Here is a 15,294-nt window from a genome sequence, read left to right as displayed (position 1 = left end):
CCCGGAGATCTCCCGGAGATCTTCCAATAAAAAACAATTATCATAGTCCGCGACTTCGGTCATCACGGACGCCGCGGACGGATCAATGTCTAAGTCGATTCGCCTGAAGGATCATCGGGCTGAACAGGAGCTGTTCGAGCAGCGCGCCCTGTTTGCCGCCGTCCTGATGGTGATCGCGCTGGGCGCCGTCATCGCCCGCCTGGTCTGGCTGCAGGTCGTGAGATACGACTATTACGTCGGGGAATCCCAAGGCAACCGGATCAAGGTCGAACCCATTCCGGCGAATCGCGGCCTGATTCTCGACCGTAACGGCCTGCCGCTCGCGACCAATGCGCCCTCGTTCCAGCTGGAGATCACGCGGGAGGACGTCGCGGACCTCGATGGGACGCTGGAGCGGCTGGCGGCGCTCAAGCTGATCGATAGCACCGACCTGGCCCGGATCCGCAAGGATATTCGCAGCCGTCGTTCGTTCGATTCCGTGCCGCTCAAGCTGCAGCTGACGGAAGAAGAACTGGCGCGCTTCGCGGCCCGCCGTCACGACTTCCCGGGCGTCGAAGTCGTGCCGCGCCTGACCCGTTACTACCCTCTTGGCAGCAGCAGCGTTCACGCTATCGGCTATGTCGCCGCGATCAGCGAGGACGACGAGAAGAGCCTCGACATGGCCCGCTACGCCGGCACGACGCTGACCGGCAAGAGTGGAGTGGAGCGCGCCTACGAAAGCGAATTGCACGGCTATCCCGGCGTCAAGCAGTTGCTGGTCAACGCGCAAGGCCGTCGTGTCGAGCGCATCGGTCGGGAGGACGTGCCGCTGGAAACACGCCAGCCGACCGCGGGCAACGACTTGTTTCTAACCCTCGATCTGCGCGTGCAGCGGGTGGCGGAAGAAGCTTTGCGGGGGCAGCGTGCAGCGGCCGTCGCCATCGATCCCACCAATGGCGACGTGCTGGCGTTCGTGAGCACGCCGGCGTTCGATCCAAACGTTTTTGCGCGCGGCCTGACGCGCGCACAGTATCTTGCGCTGACGGAAGATCCGAAGCGGCCGATGTACGACCGGGCGCTTCGAGGCGTCTACCCGCCGGGCTCGACGGTCAAACCTATCCTCGCGCTTGCGGCACTCGAGTATGGCGTCGTCACGCCACACGACACTCGCTATTGCAGAGGGATGTGGTCGGCGCCGGGCTACGGACGCGCACGCCGCGACTGGAAACCGCAGGGCCATGGCACGGTCGATATGCGCAGAGCGCTTGCGACCTCATGCGACGTGTATTTCTTCGACGTCGCGCGGTTGATGGGCATCGATCGGATGGCCGGCTTCCTGTCTCAATTCGGCGTGGGTAGCGCCACGGGCATCGACATTCAGGGCGAGCGGCTCGGCATTCTGCCGTCGACCGAATGGAAGAAGCGGGCCTTTCAGAAGCGACCGGAGCTGCAGGTCTGGTTTCCCGGCGACACGATCAGCGTCGGCATCGGGCAGGGACAGATGCTGATGACCCCGCTGCAGCTTGCTCATGCCATCGCGACGTTGTCGGCTCACGGAGCGCGCTACAAGCCGCGCATGGTCAGAGCCATTCGCGACGTTCGTACAGGACAAATTCGTGAGCTTCCCCCGGTTGCCTTGACGCCGGCGAAGACGGCCGATCCCGCTGCATGGGACGTGGCCATCGGCGGCATGATCGACGTCGTGAATACTCCGGGCGGTTCGGCGTTCTATTTCTTGCAGCCGATGCCGTACTACAAAATGGCGGGTAAGAGCGGCACGGCTCAGGTGTTCACCGTGGCGCTCAATGAACGGGTGCGCAAGCCGGGAGAGCTGCAGGAACATTTACGCGATCATGCGTTGTTCGTCGCTTTCGCCCCGGTCGAAGCACCGAAGATCGCTCTCGCTCTGATCGTGGAGAACGCACCCGGCGGCGGTTCGAGATTCGCCGCTCCCATCGCTCGACGGATTCTGGATACGTACCTGCTCACGCCCACTCAGCTGGCCGAGCAGGAGGCAAAGCGCAAACCCGCGAAACCCGCCGCCGAGCTTCCAGAGGACCGGGAGTAGCCGGTTTATATATGTAGATCGCGGCGATCGCCTGCGCGCCGTCAATCTCGTCGCGATCAGGTACGCGGATGCAGACGGTCTTCGGATGTCGGGGGTGGCGCGGAAACTCCCGCACCGTGCTCGGGTTGTGTGACGCCAAGCACGTGAACCAGATGTCCGCCCAACCAGCCAGAAACGATCAGCGCCGCGACCGCGACGATTGAAAGCCCTCGCGGGAGTACTTCGGCGAGGCCTTCCTCGGTCCGTATCCAGAAGCTCGCCGCTTGCACGACCACGATGGCGAGGTTCAACACCATGTGATATTTGGCCACCCGCTGCGCTCGTGCCTCGTGGATGCCGAGCAAATCCATCAGTCCCGGTAAGGCTGCAAGTAACGCCCCGACGATGCCGCCGCCCAGAGTGAAATACGCGGTAGTCGCCCAGCGCTCGTCGCCAGTGAAAACGTAGCCAAAATCGCAGATCAAAGAAAACACCCACAGACCGATCGGAAGGGTGACCAGCATGGGGTGGATAGGATGGCCAGCAACGGTGACGCGCGTGCTCATAAAGCCTCCAAGGACCTGCCGTTCCTTCCCTGGCAACGTCAGGTGGCCAGGGAAGTTCCGCTACTTGGTCCTGAAACTCCCCGCGGCGGTCGACTCGCTGCCCACCGCATCGCGGCTCCGCACCAGGAAGTAATATTGTGTCTTGCGGGCAAGGCCAATGATGGTGATCGTATGATTGGTGACTAGCTCGCGGTTCTCGATTGAACTGCCGTAGGAGGGGGTCGGCCCGTAGTCCACTTGGCTGTGCGCAGGAACATCCGTGATCCAGGTAATGGTCACGCGATTCGGACCGGGCCGCGCCACCACGTTGGTAATGACAGGCCCGCCGGTTCGCACCTGATACGTCGCGACTCGCGATCCCGAAGCGCTCGCCGTGATGTTGTGCGTCTGTGCGCCGCCATCCGACCAGCTGACGAACTCGTACGGCGTACCGCTGAGCGTCTGCGGCGACGTCGCGCTGATCGATAGCGTCGAGCCAGTAATCGCCGTGCGCGTAAACGGCGTCGCCTGACTGGTCGATCCCACAGCGAGCGACAGCCCGGTCGGGCTCGATTGGAACGTCAAATCGACGGTTCGCGGATTGATCTGAACGCTGGTCGTGTGACTCAAGCCGCCCGGATCGGTGGCCGTGAGGCGGAATTCGAGGCGAGTCGGATACTCGTGATCGGGGCCCGGGAAGCTGCCGCTTGCGACGCCGGAGAAAGTCTGCAGCGGATGTTCATGACACGTGGACGGACAATGCAGCAGCACGACGTTCCAGGTGAGCGCCGAGGCGGGCAAGTTGCCGCTCTGCGCATCGGTGGCGCGGCCGGAGAACGTGATGTTGTCGCCCACCGCCCAGGTTGTGCTCGCCAGCGGAGTATCGATGATCGCCGTCGGCGGTGTATTGCCCACCGAGATGGTCACCGCCGATGTGCCTGTCGATCCAGACGTGTCGGTGACGCGAAGCGTGGCGATATAAGTTCCTGGCTGGGTATAAGTGAAGCTCGCCGTGGCGGCTGCAGCGTCGTCGAATGCGCCATCCCCGTCGAGGTCCCATGCGTAGGTCAGCACGTCGCCATCGGGATCGCTCGACGCGGAGCCGTTGAAAGAAACAGTCAAAGGAGCTGCGCCGCTGGTTGGGTTGGCGGATGCGACCGCGACCGGCGGCTGGTTCGCGCTGAAATATCGAATGCGCCGGATCGTGCCGCCCAGATCGACATAGAACAAATCGCCGTTGGGTCCGATTTGCAGCTGGACCGGTTGCGCGGCGCCGCCAGCGAACGTGCGCCTTCTGGAAATATCGGGCAGTCCGTTCGTGCCCAGCGGAACCGCCCAGATGCATCGCCGCGTGTAGTCGGCGAAGAACAACGCGCCTCGATATTCGGCGGGATAGGAGCCGCCCGTCGAGAAGGCGAACGAGGTACCCGCCACCGACGAGCCGCCCAGCGGGCAGATGTCGTTAGGCACCACCAGCTCGTTGTGGTGATATCGAAAGTACGGCGCGACGACTGCGCCGCTGCCCGCGGCATACAAGCTCTCGCAGAGATTGAGGTTCGCGGAGTCGTAAGCCCGCTGAATGCCGTCGCCTTCGTAACAAGGCCAGCCGAAATTCTCGACCGGAGCGGACGAGGGGCTGATCAGGCGGTTGACCTCTTCCCAATCGTTCCAGCCGACATCGCCCAGCCACACTTCGTTGGTGCCGGGCCGAATGGTGATGCGAAACGGATTGCGCAAGCCGTAAGCCACGATGCGCCGGGCATTGAGATCGCTGCTGGAGGCCATCGGGTTGTCGGGCATGCCGGCGCCCGTCGTGGGATTGATCCGGATGATGGCGCCGTCGAGCGAGGTCGGGTCGCTCGTCGTTCGCACGTCCTGACTGCGCAGCGCTCCGCCTTCCGCGGTGGGAGGTGACATGTTTCCACCTACGCCTCCCGGTGGGTCGCCGCAAGGATTGAGCGGCGAGCCGTCCTGCCCGTAGTCGACGAAGTTGAAGCTCGCGCCGTCTCCACCGCTCGCATACAGCGCACCATCGGCGCCGAAAGCGAGGCTCCCAATCGAATGGCTCGGATACTGCTGGCACCAGTCTTCGATCAATACTTGTTCCAGGCCGATGGCGACGTTGCCGGAAGCCTCCAGCCGAGAGATGCGTCCGGATACCACGCAACCATCGTCGAGAGCATCTATCTCACATCCATCGGAGGTGCCGCCCACGGATCCCCATCGGGGTGCATTGCCGCCGATCGCGGCGTCATGAGTGTAGATGACGTACACCCACGGGTTGCTCGGGAAATTGGGCGCCAACGCGAGGTCGAGCAGGCCGCGGTCCCAGAAGTTATGAACCTTCGTCCGCAGATCCACGAACACCGTCGGCGTGGTATCCGACAAGCTGTCGAAGACTTTGATGATGCCGCTCTTCTCGGCCACGAAGACACGACCGTCCGATGCAAAGCGCACCGCGGTCGGCTCGGTGAGTCCGGAGATGACGATCTCTTCTTGAAAGCCGGGCGGCAAAGTCGCGGCGAAGGTGCTCTCAGCAAACAGCACCCAGAGCAATGCGAGGATTGAAACAAAACAATACCTACTCGGCGGTTTGACTACCGCGGAAGGTCTTGCGGTTTCCCCCATGGATGGCATCTGAATGCGCCATTCGTCATCGTCTCTGGGCCGCAGACTACTCGCGAGCTTCGGCGTTTGTACACCCCTGACAAGAAATTTTTTTATTAGCTATGTTTGAACCGGATTGCGTTGATCGGACAACAGAGAGGTAACGCGGCGGCGATCATGATCTGAATAGCCGCGTGTACTGAGATTCATGTCGCGCGCTTGCCAGTCCCTGCACGAGGGCGCACGCGCCGACATCTTCATCTCCAATGTCGAGCGCCTGCGTCGCGAGCTCTTCTAGTAGCGGAATCAGAGAATGCAGGATGCGCTGACCCGCACTCTGCCCGAGCGGTACGAGTTTTACCGCGGCCAGGACCTGATTTTCCGCCCATGTCCATGCATACGCCTGCAGAGCTTCGTTTTCAGGGATGTTCCAGCGGACGGAGGCGATAGCGAACATCTCCGCGTAACCTGGCTCCGCTCGCTGCTCGGACGAGCCGAGCTCTCTGAGAATGCGAGCGAGCGCCGAGCCCATGTGACGGTCTTCCGCGCGCAGTTCTTCTGTTTCGCGAGATGCGAGCAGAAATCGGCTCCAGCGTTGCAGGCTTGCGTCGTCGCCGCTTCGGCAGGCGCGATGCAAGCGCAGTAACACGGGTAGATCGAGTGTGCCGATAGCGTTCCGCGCCACACCGCCGATCCATGCGAGCGCGCCGGCTTCGTTTCTTACCCAGCCTGCTTCGACCGCGTACTCCAGGCCTTGAGAAAAATGAAACGCTCCGATCGGCAACGCAGGACTGGCCAGATGCAGGAGTCGCAGCAGACGCAGCCTATCCGTGTGCATGCGGTGCGAGGGTGGAATGAGAATGCCCGCCATACGCGCCGGCTTCCGGCTCGAACGGCGCTTCTTCGACCGTGACGCTCAGGCCTAGACCGCGGACCATCTCGTCGAGCACGTGATCGTGTTGATAACGAACCCAGCCCGCGCCGATCTGCAAGGCGACATGCCGATTCCCCAGATGGTAGCTCGCACGACACAAAGCCAAAGGATCTGACGCCCGCACTGTCGAGACAGTCTCGGGCTCCGCGACGACCGCGACGATACGGCCATCGTCGGCGAGCAACAGATCTCCGTCGCGAAGCACGGAGCCGCGTTCGAGGATCAATCCCACTTCTTCGCCTGTGTCCAGCGCGGTGCGCAGGCGGCTCTTGTTCCGCAGCTGGAAGGGAAGGACGAGCTTTACGTCGGCGGGAGTCCCGGAGGAGGGCAGCTTGCGAGTGATATTCAGCACGGCGTCACGTCAGAAAAGGAAATAGCGTTGCGCCAGCGGCAGCACCTTGGCCGGCTCGCACGTCAGTAACTGACCGTCGGCGCGCACTTCATACGTCTGCGAGTCGACGTCGATTCTCGGTTGATAATCGTTCAGCACGAGATCGCGCTTGCGCACGGTGCGCGTTCCTCGGACCGCCACCAGTCGCTTGTCCAACTTCAGGCGCTCCGCCATGCCGCTGTCAAGTGCGGCTTTGGAAACAAAGCTTACAGAGGTAGAGGTGCGCGCTCGGCCGAGTGCTCCGAACATCGCTCGGTAGTGGACCGGCTGCGGTGTGGGAATAGACGCATTCGGATCACCCATGGGAGCCGCGACGATCATGCCGCCTTTAATGATCATGGCGGGCTTCGCGCCAAAGAAGGCCTGACGCCATAACACGATGTCAGCGAGCTTGCCCGCTTCAATCGATCCGACTTCATGCGCGACGCCATGGGTCAGCGCAGGATTGATCGTGTACTTGGCGATATAACGCCGAACTCGGAAGTTGTCGTTCTGCGCGGTGTCCGGCGAGAGGGCTCCCCGCTGCACTTTCATTTTGTGCGCGGTTTGCCAGGTCCGTGTGATGACCTCGCCGACGCGGCCCATCGCCTGCGAATCCGAGGAAATCATCGAGAATGCGCCCAGGTCGTGCAGGATGTCTTCGGCCGCGATGGTCTCGCGGCGAATTCGCGATTCCGCGAAGGCCACGTCTTCGGCGATGCCTGGATCCAGGTGATGACACACCATCAGCATGTCCAGATGTTCGTCGATGGTGTTGACCGTGTATGGGCGCGTCGGATTCGTGGAGGAGGGAAGCACGTTGGCTTCGCCGCACGCTTTGATGATGTCCGGTGCATGGCCGCCGCCCGCGCCTTCGGTGTGATAGGTGTGAATGGCGCGGCCCTTGAATGCGGCCAGCGTGTCCTCGACGAAGCCGGACTCGTTCAGCGTGTCGGTGTGGATCGCAACTTGAACGTCATAACGGTCCGCCACGGCGAGGCAATTGTCGATTGCCGCCGGCGTCGTGCCCCAGTCCTCGTGCAGCTTCAAGCCTATCACGCCCGCTTCGATCTGTTCCTCGAGCGGCCGGGGCAAGCTGGCGTTGCCTTTGCCGAGCAGACCGAAATTGATGGGCAGCGACTCGACCGCCTGATACATGCGTTCGATGTACCAGGGGCCGGAGGTGCAGGTCGTCGCATTCGTGCCAGTCGCGGGACCCGTGCCGCCACCGATCATGGTGGTGACGCCGGACATCATGGCTTCTTCGACCTGCTGCGGACAGATGAAATGGATGTGCGAATCGATGGCGCCCGGTGTCGCGATCAAGCCTTCGCCGGCGATCACCTCGGTCCCGGCGCCGATGACGATATCCACGCCGGGCTGTACATCTGGATTCCCGCCTTTGCCGATGCGAACGATGCGTCCATTCTTGATGCCGATATCGGCTTTGACGATGCCCCAGTGATCGACGATCAGGGCATTGGTGATGATGGTGTCGACGACGTCGGCGGCGTTGCGCTGGCTTTGTCCCATGCCGTCGCGGATGACTTTGCCCCCGCCGAATTTCACTTCCTCGCCATAGATCGTATGGTCGCGCTCGACTTCGACGATGAGCTCTGTATCGCCCAGTCGCACTCGGTCTCCCGTCGTGGGTCCATACATCTCGGCGTAGGCGGCACGGCTGATCGAAGTCATAGCTGGCCCATTACTTTTTGATTGAAGCCGTACACGACGCGATCGCCTGCGTAAGCCACCAGTTCGACTTCGCGTTCCTGGCCGGGTTCGAATCGGACCGCGGTGCCCGAGGCAATATTCAGACGATAGCCGCGCGTCGCTGCACGATCGAAATGCAACGCCGCGTTGGTTTCGTAAAAGTGATAGTGCGAGCCGACCTGGATCGGGCGGTCGCCCGTGTTCGCGACTTTGATTCTGACCGTGGCGCGGCCTTCGTTGAGCTTGAGCTCGCCTGCGGCTGGAAACATTTCACCGGGTATCATGGGTCTTCCGTCAGACGATGGGTTGATGCACGGTCACGAGCTTGGTGCCGTCTGGAAACGTCGCCTCGACCTGGACGTCGGGAATCATTTCCGGAATCCCGTCCATCACATCCTCGCGGGTCAGGATGGTGGCTCCGTAGCTCATGAGCTCGGCCACGCTTTTGCCGTCACGAGCGCCTTCCATGATGGCCGCCGAGATCAGCGCGACCGCCTCGGGATAGTTCAGCTTCAAGCCGCGCGCTTTGCGCCGTTCGGCGAGCAGCGCAGCCGTAAAGATCAGCAGTTTGTCTTTTTCTCTCGGTGTCAGTTCCATAGCGGCTCTCCTCAGGTCGCCCAGATCCGCGGCGGCACTGCCGGGCGATCGAGCAACTGCGGTCGCAATGTTTGCCAGCGCTCGATGAAGGCGCGCTTGATCGGTTCGCCCTGCGCGGCGAGGGCGCGGCAGACCAAGACTTTATCGACGAGCGTCACGCCCATTTCGACGCCGGCTTGTTCGAGCTCGCGAACTGCATCGACCATCGGGCGGGTCGCTGGATACGCGAGCATGGTGCCGATTGCTTCGTGGCCATCCAGCCCCCATCGGCCCTCCGGGCAGATGCGAAGCCGATCGATGAGCAGCGGCGCGTGGTCCGCCCACAGCTCCAGATGTAGGTGCAGTTCGCCCGCATCGAACGGCTGCTTACGTGCGGGCAGGCCCAGGCACGCGATCTCCCAGCCGATGAACTTCGCGCCCGACGTGAGTTCGATTCGGGTGGTGCTGCGAACTTTGGCTTGGGGATAGAAGATGCTTTCCTGCGGCAGCCATTCCAGCGCGGAGTCGTTCGCACGCAGGATTTGTTCTTGCCGCGCCGTGCGGCCATCGCTGCGATAGAACTTGGCCGCCGCGGGCGTCGTCAGCAAGGCGTGCGCGGCGTCTCGTAAGTGGACTTGCAACGTCAGCTCATCTCCGCCAACGACACCTCCGGGCGGGTGGACGATGTAAGCGTGGCAGACGTTGCCTTCGGGATAAAAAGGCCGCTGCACGAGCAAGGGGCCATGATGCTGTCGCTCGGTCAGGCACGTTCGCCCGGCGCGACCGGCGAACGTCAGTTGCAACTGCGCTCGCCATCCCTGTGCAGAAGTGTGCTCGACTGTCGCGCTCATACAGTCAGGTGCTGTCGCACGAGCTCGTCCGTCAGCTGCGGAATGTTGCCGCTTGCAACGACGCGGCCTTTGTCGAGGATGCGGAACTCGCTCGCCACACGACGGGCGAAGGGCAATTTCTGTTCCACCAGCAGCACCGTGAGGTTCGCCTCTTTGTTGAGACGCAGAATGATGTCGCCGATCTCGTGCACGATGTTCGGCTGGATGCCCTCGGTGGGCTCGTCGAGGATCAGCAGACGCGGTTCCAGCACCAACGCGCGGCCTATGGCGAGTTGCTGCTGCTGACCGCCAGACAAGTCGCCGCCGCGTCGGCGTAGCATCTTTTTCAGAACAGGGAAGAGTTCGAAGATCTGCTCGGGAATGTCTCGCAGTTTGTTACGGCGAGCCGACAACCCGATGCGCAGGTTTTCTTCCACCGTGAGCTGAGAGAAGATTTCGCGCCCCTGCGGTACGTAGCCGATGCCGAGCCCGGCGCGACGGTCGGCCGAGAGGCGGCCAAGGTTCTGCCCGTCGTACATCAGCTCGCCGGTGGCCGGCAGCAATCCCATGATGCATCGGAGCAGAGTGGTCTTGCCCATGCCGTTGCGGCCCATGAGACAGGTGCATGAGCCGGCGGCAATGGTCATGTCCACATCCCACAGGGTGTGACTGCCGCCGTAGAACTGATTGAGGCGCCGGATTTCCAGCATCGTTCACGTCTCTCCGTCACTCGCCCAAATACACTTCGACGACGCGGGGATCGTTCTGGACTTCGTCGATACTGCCTTCCGCCAGCACCCGACCTTCATGCAGCACCGTGACTTTGCGTGCGATGGAGCGCACGAAATCCATGTCGTGCTCGACCACCATGACCGAATGTTTGCCGGCGAGCGAAAGCAGCAGCTCGGCGGTGCGCTCCACTTCCTGCGGCGTCATGCCGGCGACCGGCTCGTCCACCAGCAGCAGTTGCGGCTGCTGGGCGAGCAACATGCCGATCTCGAGCCATTGTTTCTGACCGTGGGAGAGGACGCCGGCGCCCATGTCGCGGTGTTCCTGTAAACGAATGGTTTCGAGCACCTCGTCGATATGCCCGCGCTGTACGGAACTGAGCGGGGAGGCCAACGTGCTCCAGATCGCCTTGTTGCCGGTGACCGCCAGCTCCAGGTTCTCCATCACCGTGTGCTGTTCGAACACCGTCGGTTTCTGAAACTTGCGGCCGACGCCGGCTTCGGCGATCTGCGGCTCGGTCAAGGTCAACAGGTCGGTGTTCTGGCCGAACCACGCGGAGCCTGCATCCGGCCGCGTCTTGCCGGTGATGACGTCCATCATCGTGGTCTTGCCCGCGCCGTTCGGTCCGATGATGCAGCGGAGCTCGCCCGCGTCGATATAAAGCGTCAGAGCGTTGAGCGCCTTGAAGCCATCGAAGCTGACGCTGATGTCTTCGAGATACAGGATCGTGCCGTGCGAAGTGTCGCCCGGCGGCGGGCGCTCGCTCTTCGCGCCCGCGCCGAAGACTTTCTGCCAGCCGTTGCGGATTGCGGTGCTGGCGCTCATGCGGTCACCGGTTGTTGGACTCGCGTGCGTGTGGCAAATCGATCGGCCAGCCCCACGACGCCGCGCGGCAGGAACAACGTGACGATTACAAACATCGCACCCAACGCGTACAGCCACAGCTCGGGGATGGCGGCCGTGAAATAGGTCTTCGCGTAATTGACGATGACCGCGCCCGCAACCGCCCCGTACAACGTGCCGCGTCCGCCGACGGCTACCCAGATCACGATCTCGATGGAGTTGATGGGCTGAAACTCGCTCGGATTGATGATGCCCACTTGGGGGACATACAGCGCCCCGGCGATGCCTGCCAGGACGGCGGAGAATGCGAACACCCATAGCTTGTACGATTCGACTCGATAACCGATGAATCGCGTGCGACTCTCGGCATCGCGGATCGCCTGCACGACTCGCCCCGCTCGCGACAACGTGATGTAGCGGCATGCTAGATATCCGAGTCCCAGCGCCAGCGCCGAAGCCAGAAACAGTGCGACTCGCGTTCCCGATGCGTTGATGTCAGCGCCGAGGATCTCTTTGAAGTCCGTCAGGCCGTTGTTGCCGCCGAAGCCCATGTCGTTGCGGAAGAAGGCGAGCATCAGCGCGTAGGTCAGCGCTTGCGTGATGATCGAAAGATAGACACCCGTGACTCGCGAGCGAAACGCCAGCCATCCGAACGCCAGCGCCAACAGTCCCGGCACGATGACGACCATGGCAGCGGCGAACCAGAACATGTCGAATCCGTGCCAGAACCACGGCAGTTCCTTCCAGTTCAAAAACACCATGAAGTCTGGCAGCACCGGATCGCCGTAGACGCCGCGGGTGCCGATCTGTCTCATTAAATACATGCCCATCGCATATCCGCCGAGCGCGAAGAACGCCGCGTGGCCGAGGCTCAATATCCCGCAGAAGCCCCACACCAGATCGACTGCGATGGCCAGCAGTGCATACGTCATGTACTTGCCGATTAGTGTCATCGTGTAGGTGGACAGGTGCAGGGCCGAGCCTTCCGGAAACGCCAGGTGCATGATCGGCACTGCGACGCCGACGGTGAGCACCAACGCTAGAAACACTTTTGTGCCGCCGCCAGCTACGAGTCTCATCAAAGGATGGGAGGAGGTCTGCATGTTCAACCTTCGGCAGCCCGGCCTCGCTGCGGAAACAGACCGCGCGGGCGTCGCTGGATGAAGAGGATCAGCGCGATGAGCACGAGGATCTTCGCCAGCACCGCACCGGCGTACGGTTCGAGGAATTGATTCACCACGCCAAGGGACATGCCGCCGATCAGCGTGCCCCACAGATTGCCCACGCCGCCGAACACGACCACCATGAAAGAATCGATGATGTAGGTCTGGCCGAGGTTCGGGCCGACGTTAGTGAGCTGGCTCAAAGCCACGCCAGCGACGCCGGCGATGCCCGAGCCGAGCCCGAAGGTGAGTGCGTCCACCCATTCGGTGCGCACGCCCATGGATTTCGCCATTGCTCGGTTCTGCGCGACCGCGCGGACTTTCAAGCCGAGCGAGGTTTTCTTGAGCACCAATTGCAGGATCACGAAGACGATCAGCATGAACAGCACGACATAGAGTCGGTTGTAAGTAATAGAGAACGCTTCGTTGATCTGCAACGAGCCCGACATCCACGCCGGCGTTTCGACGGGGCGATTGTTGGCGGTGAAAATGTCGCGCACGACCTGTTGCAGCACCAGGCTCACGCCGAACGTCGCGAGCAATGTTTCCAGCGGGCGGCCGTAAAGGAAACGCACTACGCCGCGCTCGATCAGCACTCCGACGCCGCCCGCCACGACGAATGCGACGGGGATCGCCACGAGCACCGATGCGCCGATGTGCCGAGGCATCAGCAACTGCACGACGTAAGTGGTGTAAGCGCCGAGCATCATCAGCTCGCCATGAGCCATATTGATCACGCCCATCACGCCGAAGGTGATGGCGAGACCGATCGCGGCGAGCACCAGCACCGAGCCGAGGCTCAGGCCGAAGAACAAGGTTTCGAGCGTGCTGTAGAAGCTGCGCCAGTTCTCGATACTCGAGAGTGCGACGCGCGCGGCGCTCCGCACTTTCTCGTCAGGCTCCGCATAGCTACCGTCTTCGGCTCGCGAAACGATGGCGGACAAGCGGTTGTAGGCTTCTGGGTTCAAACTGCCTTCGAGTTGTTCTACTGCGGCCAGGCGCCTCGTGGCGTCCTCATGATCCAGGTCCGCGATTGCGAGGCCGGTGCGGATCGCCTGACGAACGGAGTCGTCGGTTTCGGTGCGTTCCTGCGCACGCAGGATGGAAATGCTGTCCGCATCCAAGGAACGCAGCATCTGAGTCACGGCCGCGAGCCGAACACTCGCGTCGGGGTCGGTTAGATCGAAGCTCGCGAGCGCGCTCCTTAATGTCTTCCGCAACTGGTTGTTGGTCGTGATCTTTGAAAAGTCCGCGGGGTCCGCCGCGCCGACCGCAGCAAGGTTCACTGCGTCGCGCAGTTGCAAATTCGCCTCCTGCGCCACACCGATGAACACGCGCTTGTCAGCCTTTCGATAGTAGAGACTGCCTTCCAGCAGGGCGTTCAGCACGGTGCGCGTGTTGGCGTGACGTACGCCGAGCAACTCGCCCACCGCGCGTTCCTTTTCTTTGAAGTTGGCCGTAGCGAGGCCGGCGAGCGCCTGCTCGAAGGAGGGCGCTTCTGCGCTGGCCGCGGGGTGCGAAAGCATCCCGAGCACTACAAGGAATGCGAGCCACCACGCGCCGTGGCGGGCTACAAGATGCGGTCCCGGACACAAGCCCGGGACCGCCGACATCGTGCAACTCAGGAATTTCACCCCAAAGATCTCACCTAGACTGTTACTCGTAGTTCTGTCCCGAGCACTTCATGGTCTTGGTGTTGTAGTTGCCGCACTTCAGTTTCACCCAGTCCGCTTCGATGTCCTTGCTGCCCGGGAGATAGTTGGACCACGCGTCGCCCGGCACCAGGCCGTCGGTCTGCCACACCGTGTCGAACTGGCCGTCGGCGCGCACTTCGCCGATCAGCACGGGCTTGGTCAGGTGATGATTCGGCAGCATCTTGGCCACACCGCCGGTGAGGTTGGGAACCTCGATGCCTACCATCGCGTCGATGACTTTGTTCACGTCGGTGGTCTTGGCTTTTTCCACCGCCTTGACCCACATGTTGAAGCCGATGACGTGCGCTTCCATGGGGTCGTTGGTGACGCGCTTGGGGTTCTTGATGAAGGCGCGCCACTTCTTGATGAACTCGGCGTTCTCCTTGTTATCGACGCTCATGAAATAGTTCCAGGCCGCGAGATGGCCGACCAGCGGCTTGGTGTCGATGCCCGACAGTTCCTCCTCGCCCACGGAGAAGGCCACCACCGGAATGTCCTCGGCGGAAATCTTCTGATTGCCGAGCTCTTTATAGAAAGGAACGTTGGCGTCGCCGTTGATGGTGGAGACCACGCCGGTCTTTTTCCCCGCTGAGCCGAATTTCTTGATATCCGCGACGATGCGCTGCCAGTTGGAATGACCGAAGGGCGTGTAGTTGATCATGATGTCCTCGTCTTTCACGCCCTTGGACTTCAGATACGCTTCGAGGATCTTGTTGGTGGTGCGCGGATACACGTAATCGGTGCCCGCCAGCACCCAGCGCTTCACGCCGACGTCGTTCATCAGATAATCCACCGCCGGAATCGCCTGCTGATTGGGTGCGGCGCCGGTGTAGAACACGTTCTTCGACGACTCTTCGCCTTCGTATTGCACGGGATAGAACAGCAGGCCGTTGTTCTTTTCGAACACCGGCAGCACCGACTTACGCGACACCGAGGTCCAGCAGCCGAACACCACCGACACCTTGTCCTTCACCAGCAACTGCTCGGCCTTTTCGGCGAACAGCGGCCAGTTGGAGGCCGGGTCGACCACCACGGGCTCGAGCTTCTTGCCCAGCACGCCGCCTTTTTTGTTCTGCTCGTCGATGAGCATCAGCACCGTGTCTTTGAGCGTGGTTTCCGAGATGGCCATGGTGCCGGACAGGGAGTGCAGCACGCCGACCTTGATGGTGTCGGCGGCCTGCGCGGCAGTTGTAGCCAGCAAAGCGACAGCAGCGGCGAGCCCGCCTAATTTCCCGAATGTTTTGCGCATGGATGTTTGCTCCGA

The 15,294-nt window shown here is 61.9% G+C and carries 14 protein-coding genes; 1 reads left to right on the top strand and 13 read right to left on the bottom strand.

What is annotated here, in order from left to right:
• Positions 1-85 precede the first annotated feature (85 nt).
• Positions 86-2,047, top strand: coding sequence for a penicillin-binding protein 2 (gene mrdA / locus VGD45_RS00470; protein ID WP_331153291.1), 1,962 nt, complete (start codon positions 86-88; stop codon positions 2,045-2,047).
• Between the two features lie 56 nt (positions 2,048-2,103).
• Here mrdA and VGD45_RS00465 read toward each other — a convergent pair whose 3' ends face one another.
• The 13 genes from VGD45_RS00465 to urtA all read right to left on the bottom strand — a co-directional run bounded on the left by VGD45_RS00465 (position 2,104) and on the right by urtA (position 15,279).
• Positions 2,104-2,592 carry a DUF2231 domain-containing protein gene (locus tag VGD45_RS00465; protein ID WP_331153290.1) on the bottom strand — a complete coding sequence of 163 codons (489 nt, stop codon included), beginning with the start codon at positions 2,590-2,592 and terminating at the stop codon, positions 2,104-2,106.
• Between the two features lie 60 nt (positions 2,593-2,652).
• Positions 2,653-5,118 (bottom strand): PQQ-dependent sugar dehydrogenase, encoded by a 2,466-nt coding sequence (locus VGD45_RS00460; protein ID WP_331153289.1) that lies wholly within the window; start codon positions 5,116-5,118, stop codon positions 2,653-2,655.
• 235 nt (positions 5,119-5,353) lie between these two features.
• On the bottom strand, positions 5,354-6,049 hold the full coding sequence (locus VGD45_RS00455) for an urease accessory protein UreF (RefSeq protein ID WP_331153288.1): 696 nt from the start codon (positions 6,047-6,049) through the stop codon (positions 5,354-5,356).
• On the bottom strand, positions 6,003-6,464 hold the full coding sequence (gene ureE, locus VGD45_RS00450; protein ID WP_331153287.1) for an urease accessory protein UreE: 462 nt from the start codon (positions 6,462-6,464) through the stop codon (positions 6,003-6,005). The genes VGD45_RS00455 and ureE overlap by 47 nt, the downstream gene beginning before the upstream one ends.
• Positions 6,465-6,473: 9 nt before the next feature.
• Positions 6,474-8,177 carry an urease subunit alpha gene (gene ureC / locus VGD45_RS00445; protein ID WP_331153286.1) on the bottom strand — a complete coding sequence of 568 codons (1,704 nt, stop codon included), beginning with the start codon at positions 8,175-8,177 and terminating at the stop codon, positions 6,474-6,476.
• Positions 8,174-8,479 carry an urease subunit beta gene (locus tag VGD45_RS00440; protein WP_331153285.1) on the bottom strand — a complete coding sequence of 102 codons (306 nt, stop codon included), beginning with the start codon at positions 8,477-8,479 and terminating at the stop codon, positions 8,174-8,176. The genes ureC and VGD45_RS00440 overlap by 4 nt, the downstream gene beginning before the upstream one ends.
• Before the next feature lie 10 nt (positions 8,480-8,489).
• On the bottom strand, positions 8,490-8,792 hold the full coding sequence (gene ureA, locus VGD45_RS00435) for an urease subunit gamma (protein ID WP_331153284.1): 303 nt from the start codon (positions 8,790-8,792) through the stop codon (positions 8,490-8,492).
• Positions 8,793-8,803: 11 nt separating this feature from the next.
• On the bottom strand, positions 8,804-9,622 hold the full coding sequence (locus tag VGD45_RS00430; RefSeq protein ID WP_331153283.1) for an urease accessory protein UreD: 819 nt from the start codon (positions 9,620-9,622) through the stop codon (positions 8,804-8,806).
• Positions 9,619-10,311: an urea ABC transporter ATP-binding subunit UrtE gene (gene urtE / locus VGD45_RS00425; RefSeq protein WP_331153282.1), complete on the bottom strand. Its 693-nt coding sequence runs from the start codon at positions 10,309-10,311 to the stop codon at positions 9,619-9,621. Before urtE ends, VGD45_RS00430 begins: the two co-directional genes overlap by 4 nt.
• 16 nt (positions 10,312-10,327) lie before the next feature.
• Positions 10,328-11,155, bottom strand: coding sequence for an urea ABC transporter ATP-binding protein UrtD (urtD, locus tag VGD45_RS00420; protein WP_331153281.1), 828 nt, complete (start codon positions 11,153-11,155; stop codon positions 10,328-10,330).
• Positions 11,152-12,276, bottom strand: coding sequence for an urea ABC transporter permease subunit UrtC (urtC, locus tag VGD45_RS00415; protein ID WP_331153280.1), 1,125 nt, complete (start codon positions 12,274-12,276; stop codon positions 11,152-11,154). The genes urtD and urtC overlap by 4 nt, the downstream gene beginning before the upstream one ends.
• A gap of 2 nt (positions 12,277-12,278) precedes the next feature.
• On the bottom strand, positions 12,279-13,862 hold the full coding sequence (gene urtB, locus VGD45_RS00410; RefSeq protein WP_331153279.1) for an urea ABC transporter permease subunit UrtB: 1,584 nt from the start codon (positions 13,860-13,862) through the stop codon (positions 12,279-12,281).
• A 130-nt stretch (positions 13,863-13,992) separates the two neighbouring features.
• Positions 13,993-15,279 carry an urea ABC transporter substrate-binding protein gene (gene urtA, locus VGD45_RS00405; RefSeq protein WP_331153278.1) on the bottom strand — a complete coding sequence of 429 codons (1,287 nt, stop codon included), beginning with the start codon at positions 15,277-15,279 and terminating at the stop codon, positions 13,993-13,995.
• Between the last annotated feature and the right edge of the window lie 15 nt (positions 15,280-15,294).

Source organism: Steroidobacter sp., from assembly GCF_036402275.1.
In the GTDB taxonomy this organism is placed as follows: domain Bacteria; phylum Pseudomonadota; class Gammaproteobacteria; order Steroidobacterales; family Steroidobacteraceae; genus Steroidobacter.
Note: the sequence above shows the minus strand (reverse complement) of the source record. Positions and strands in the feature narration are given on the sequence as shown.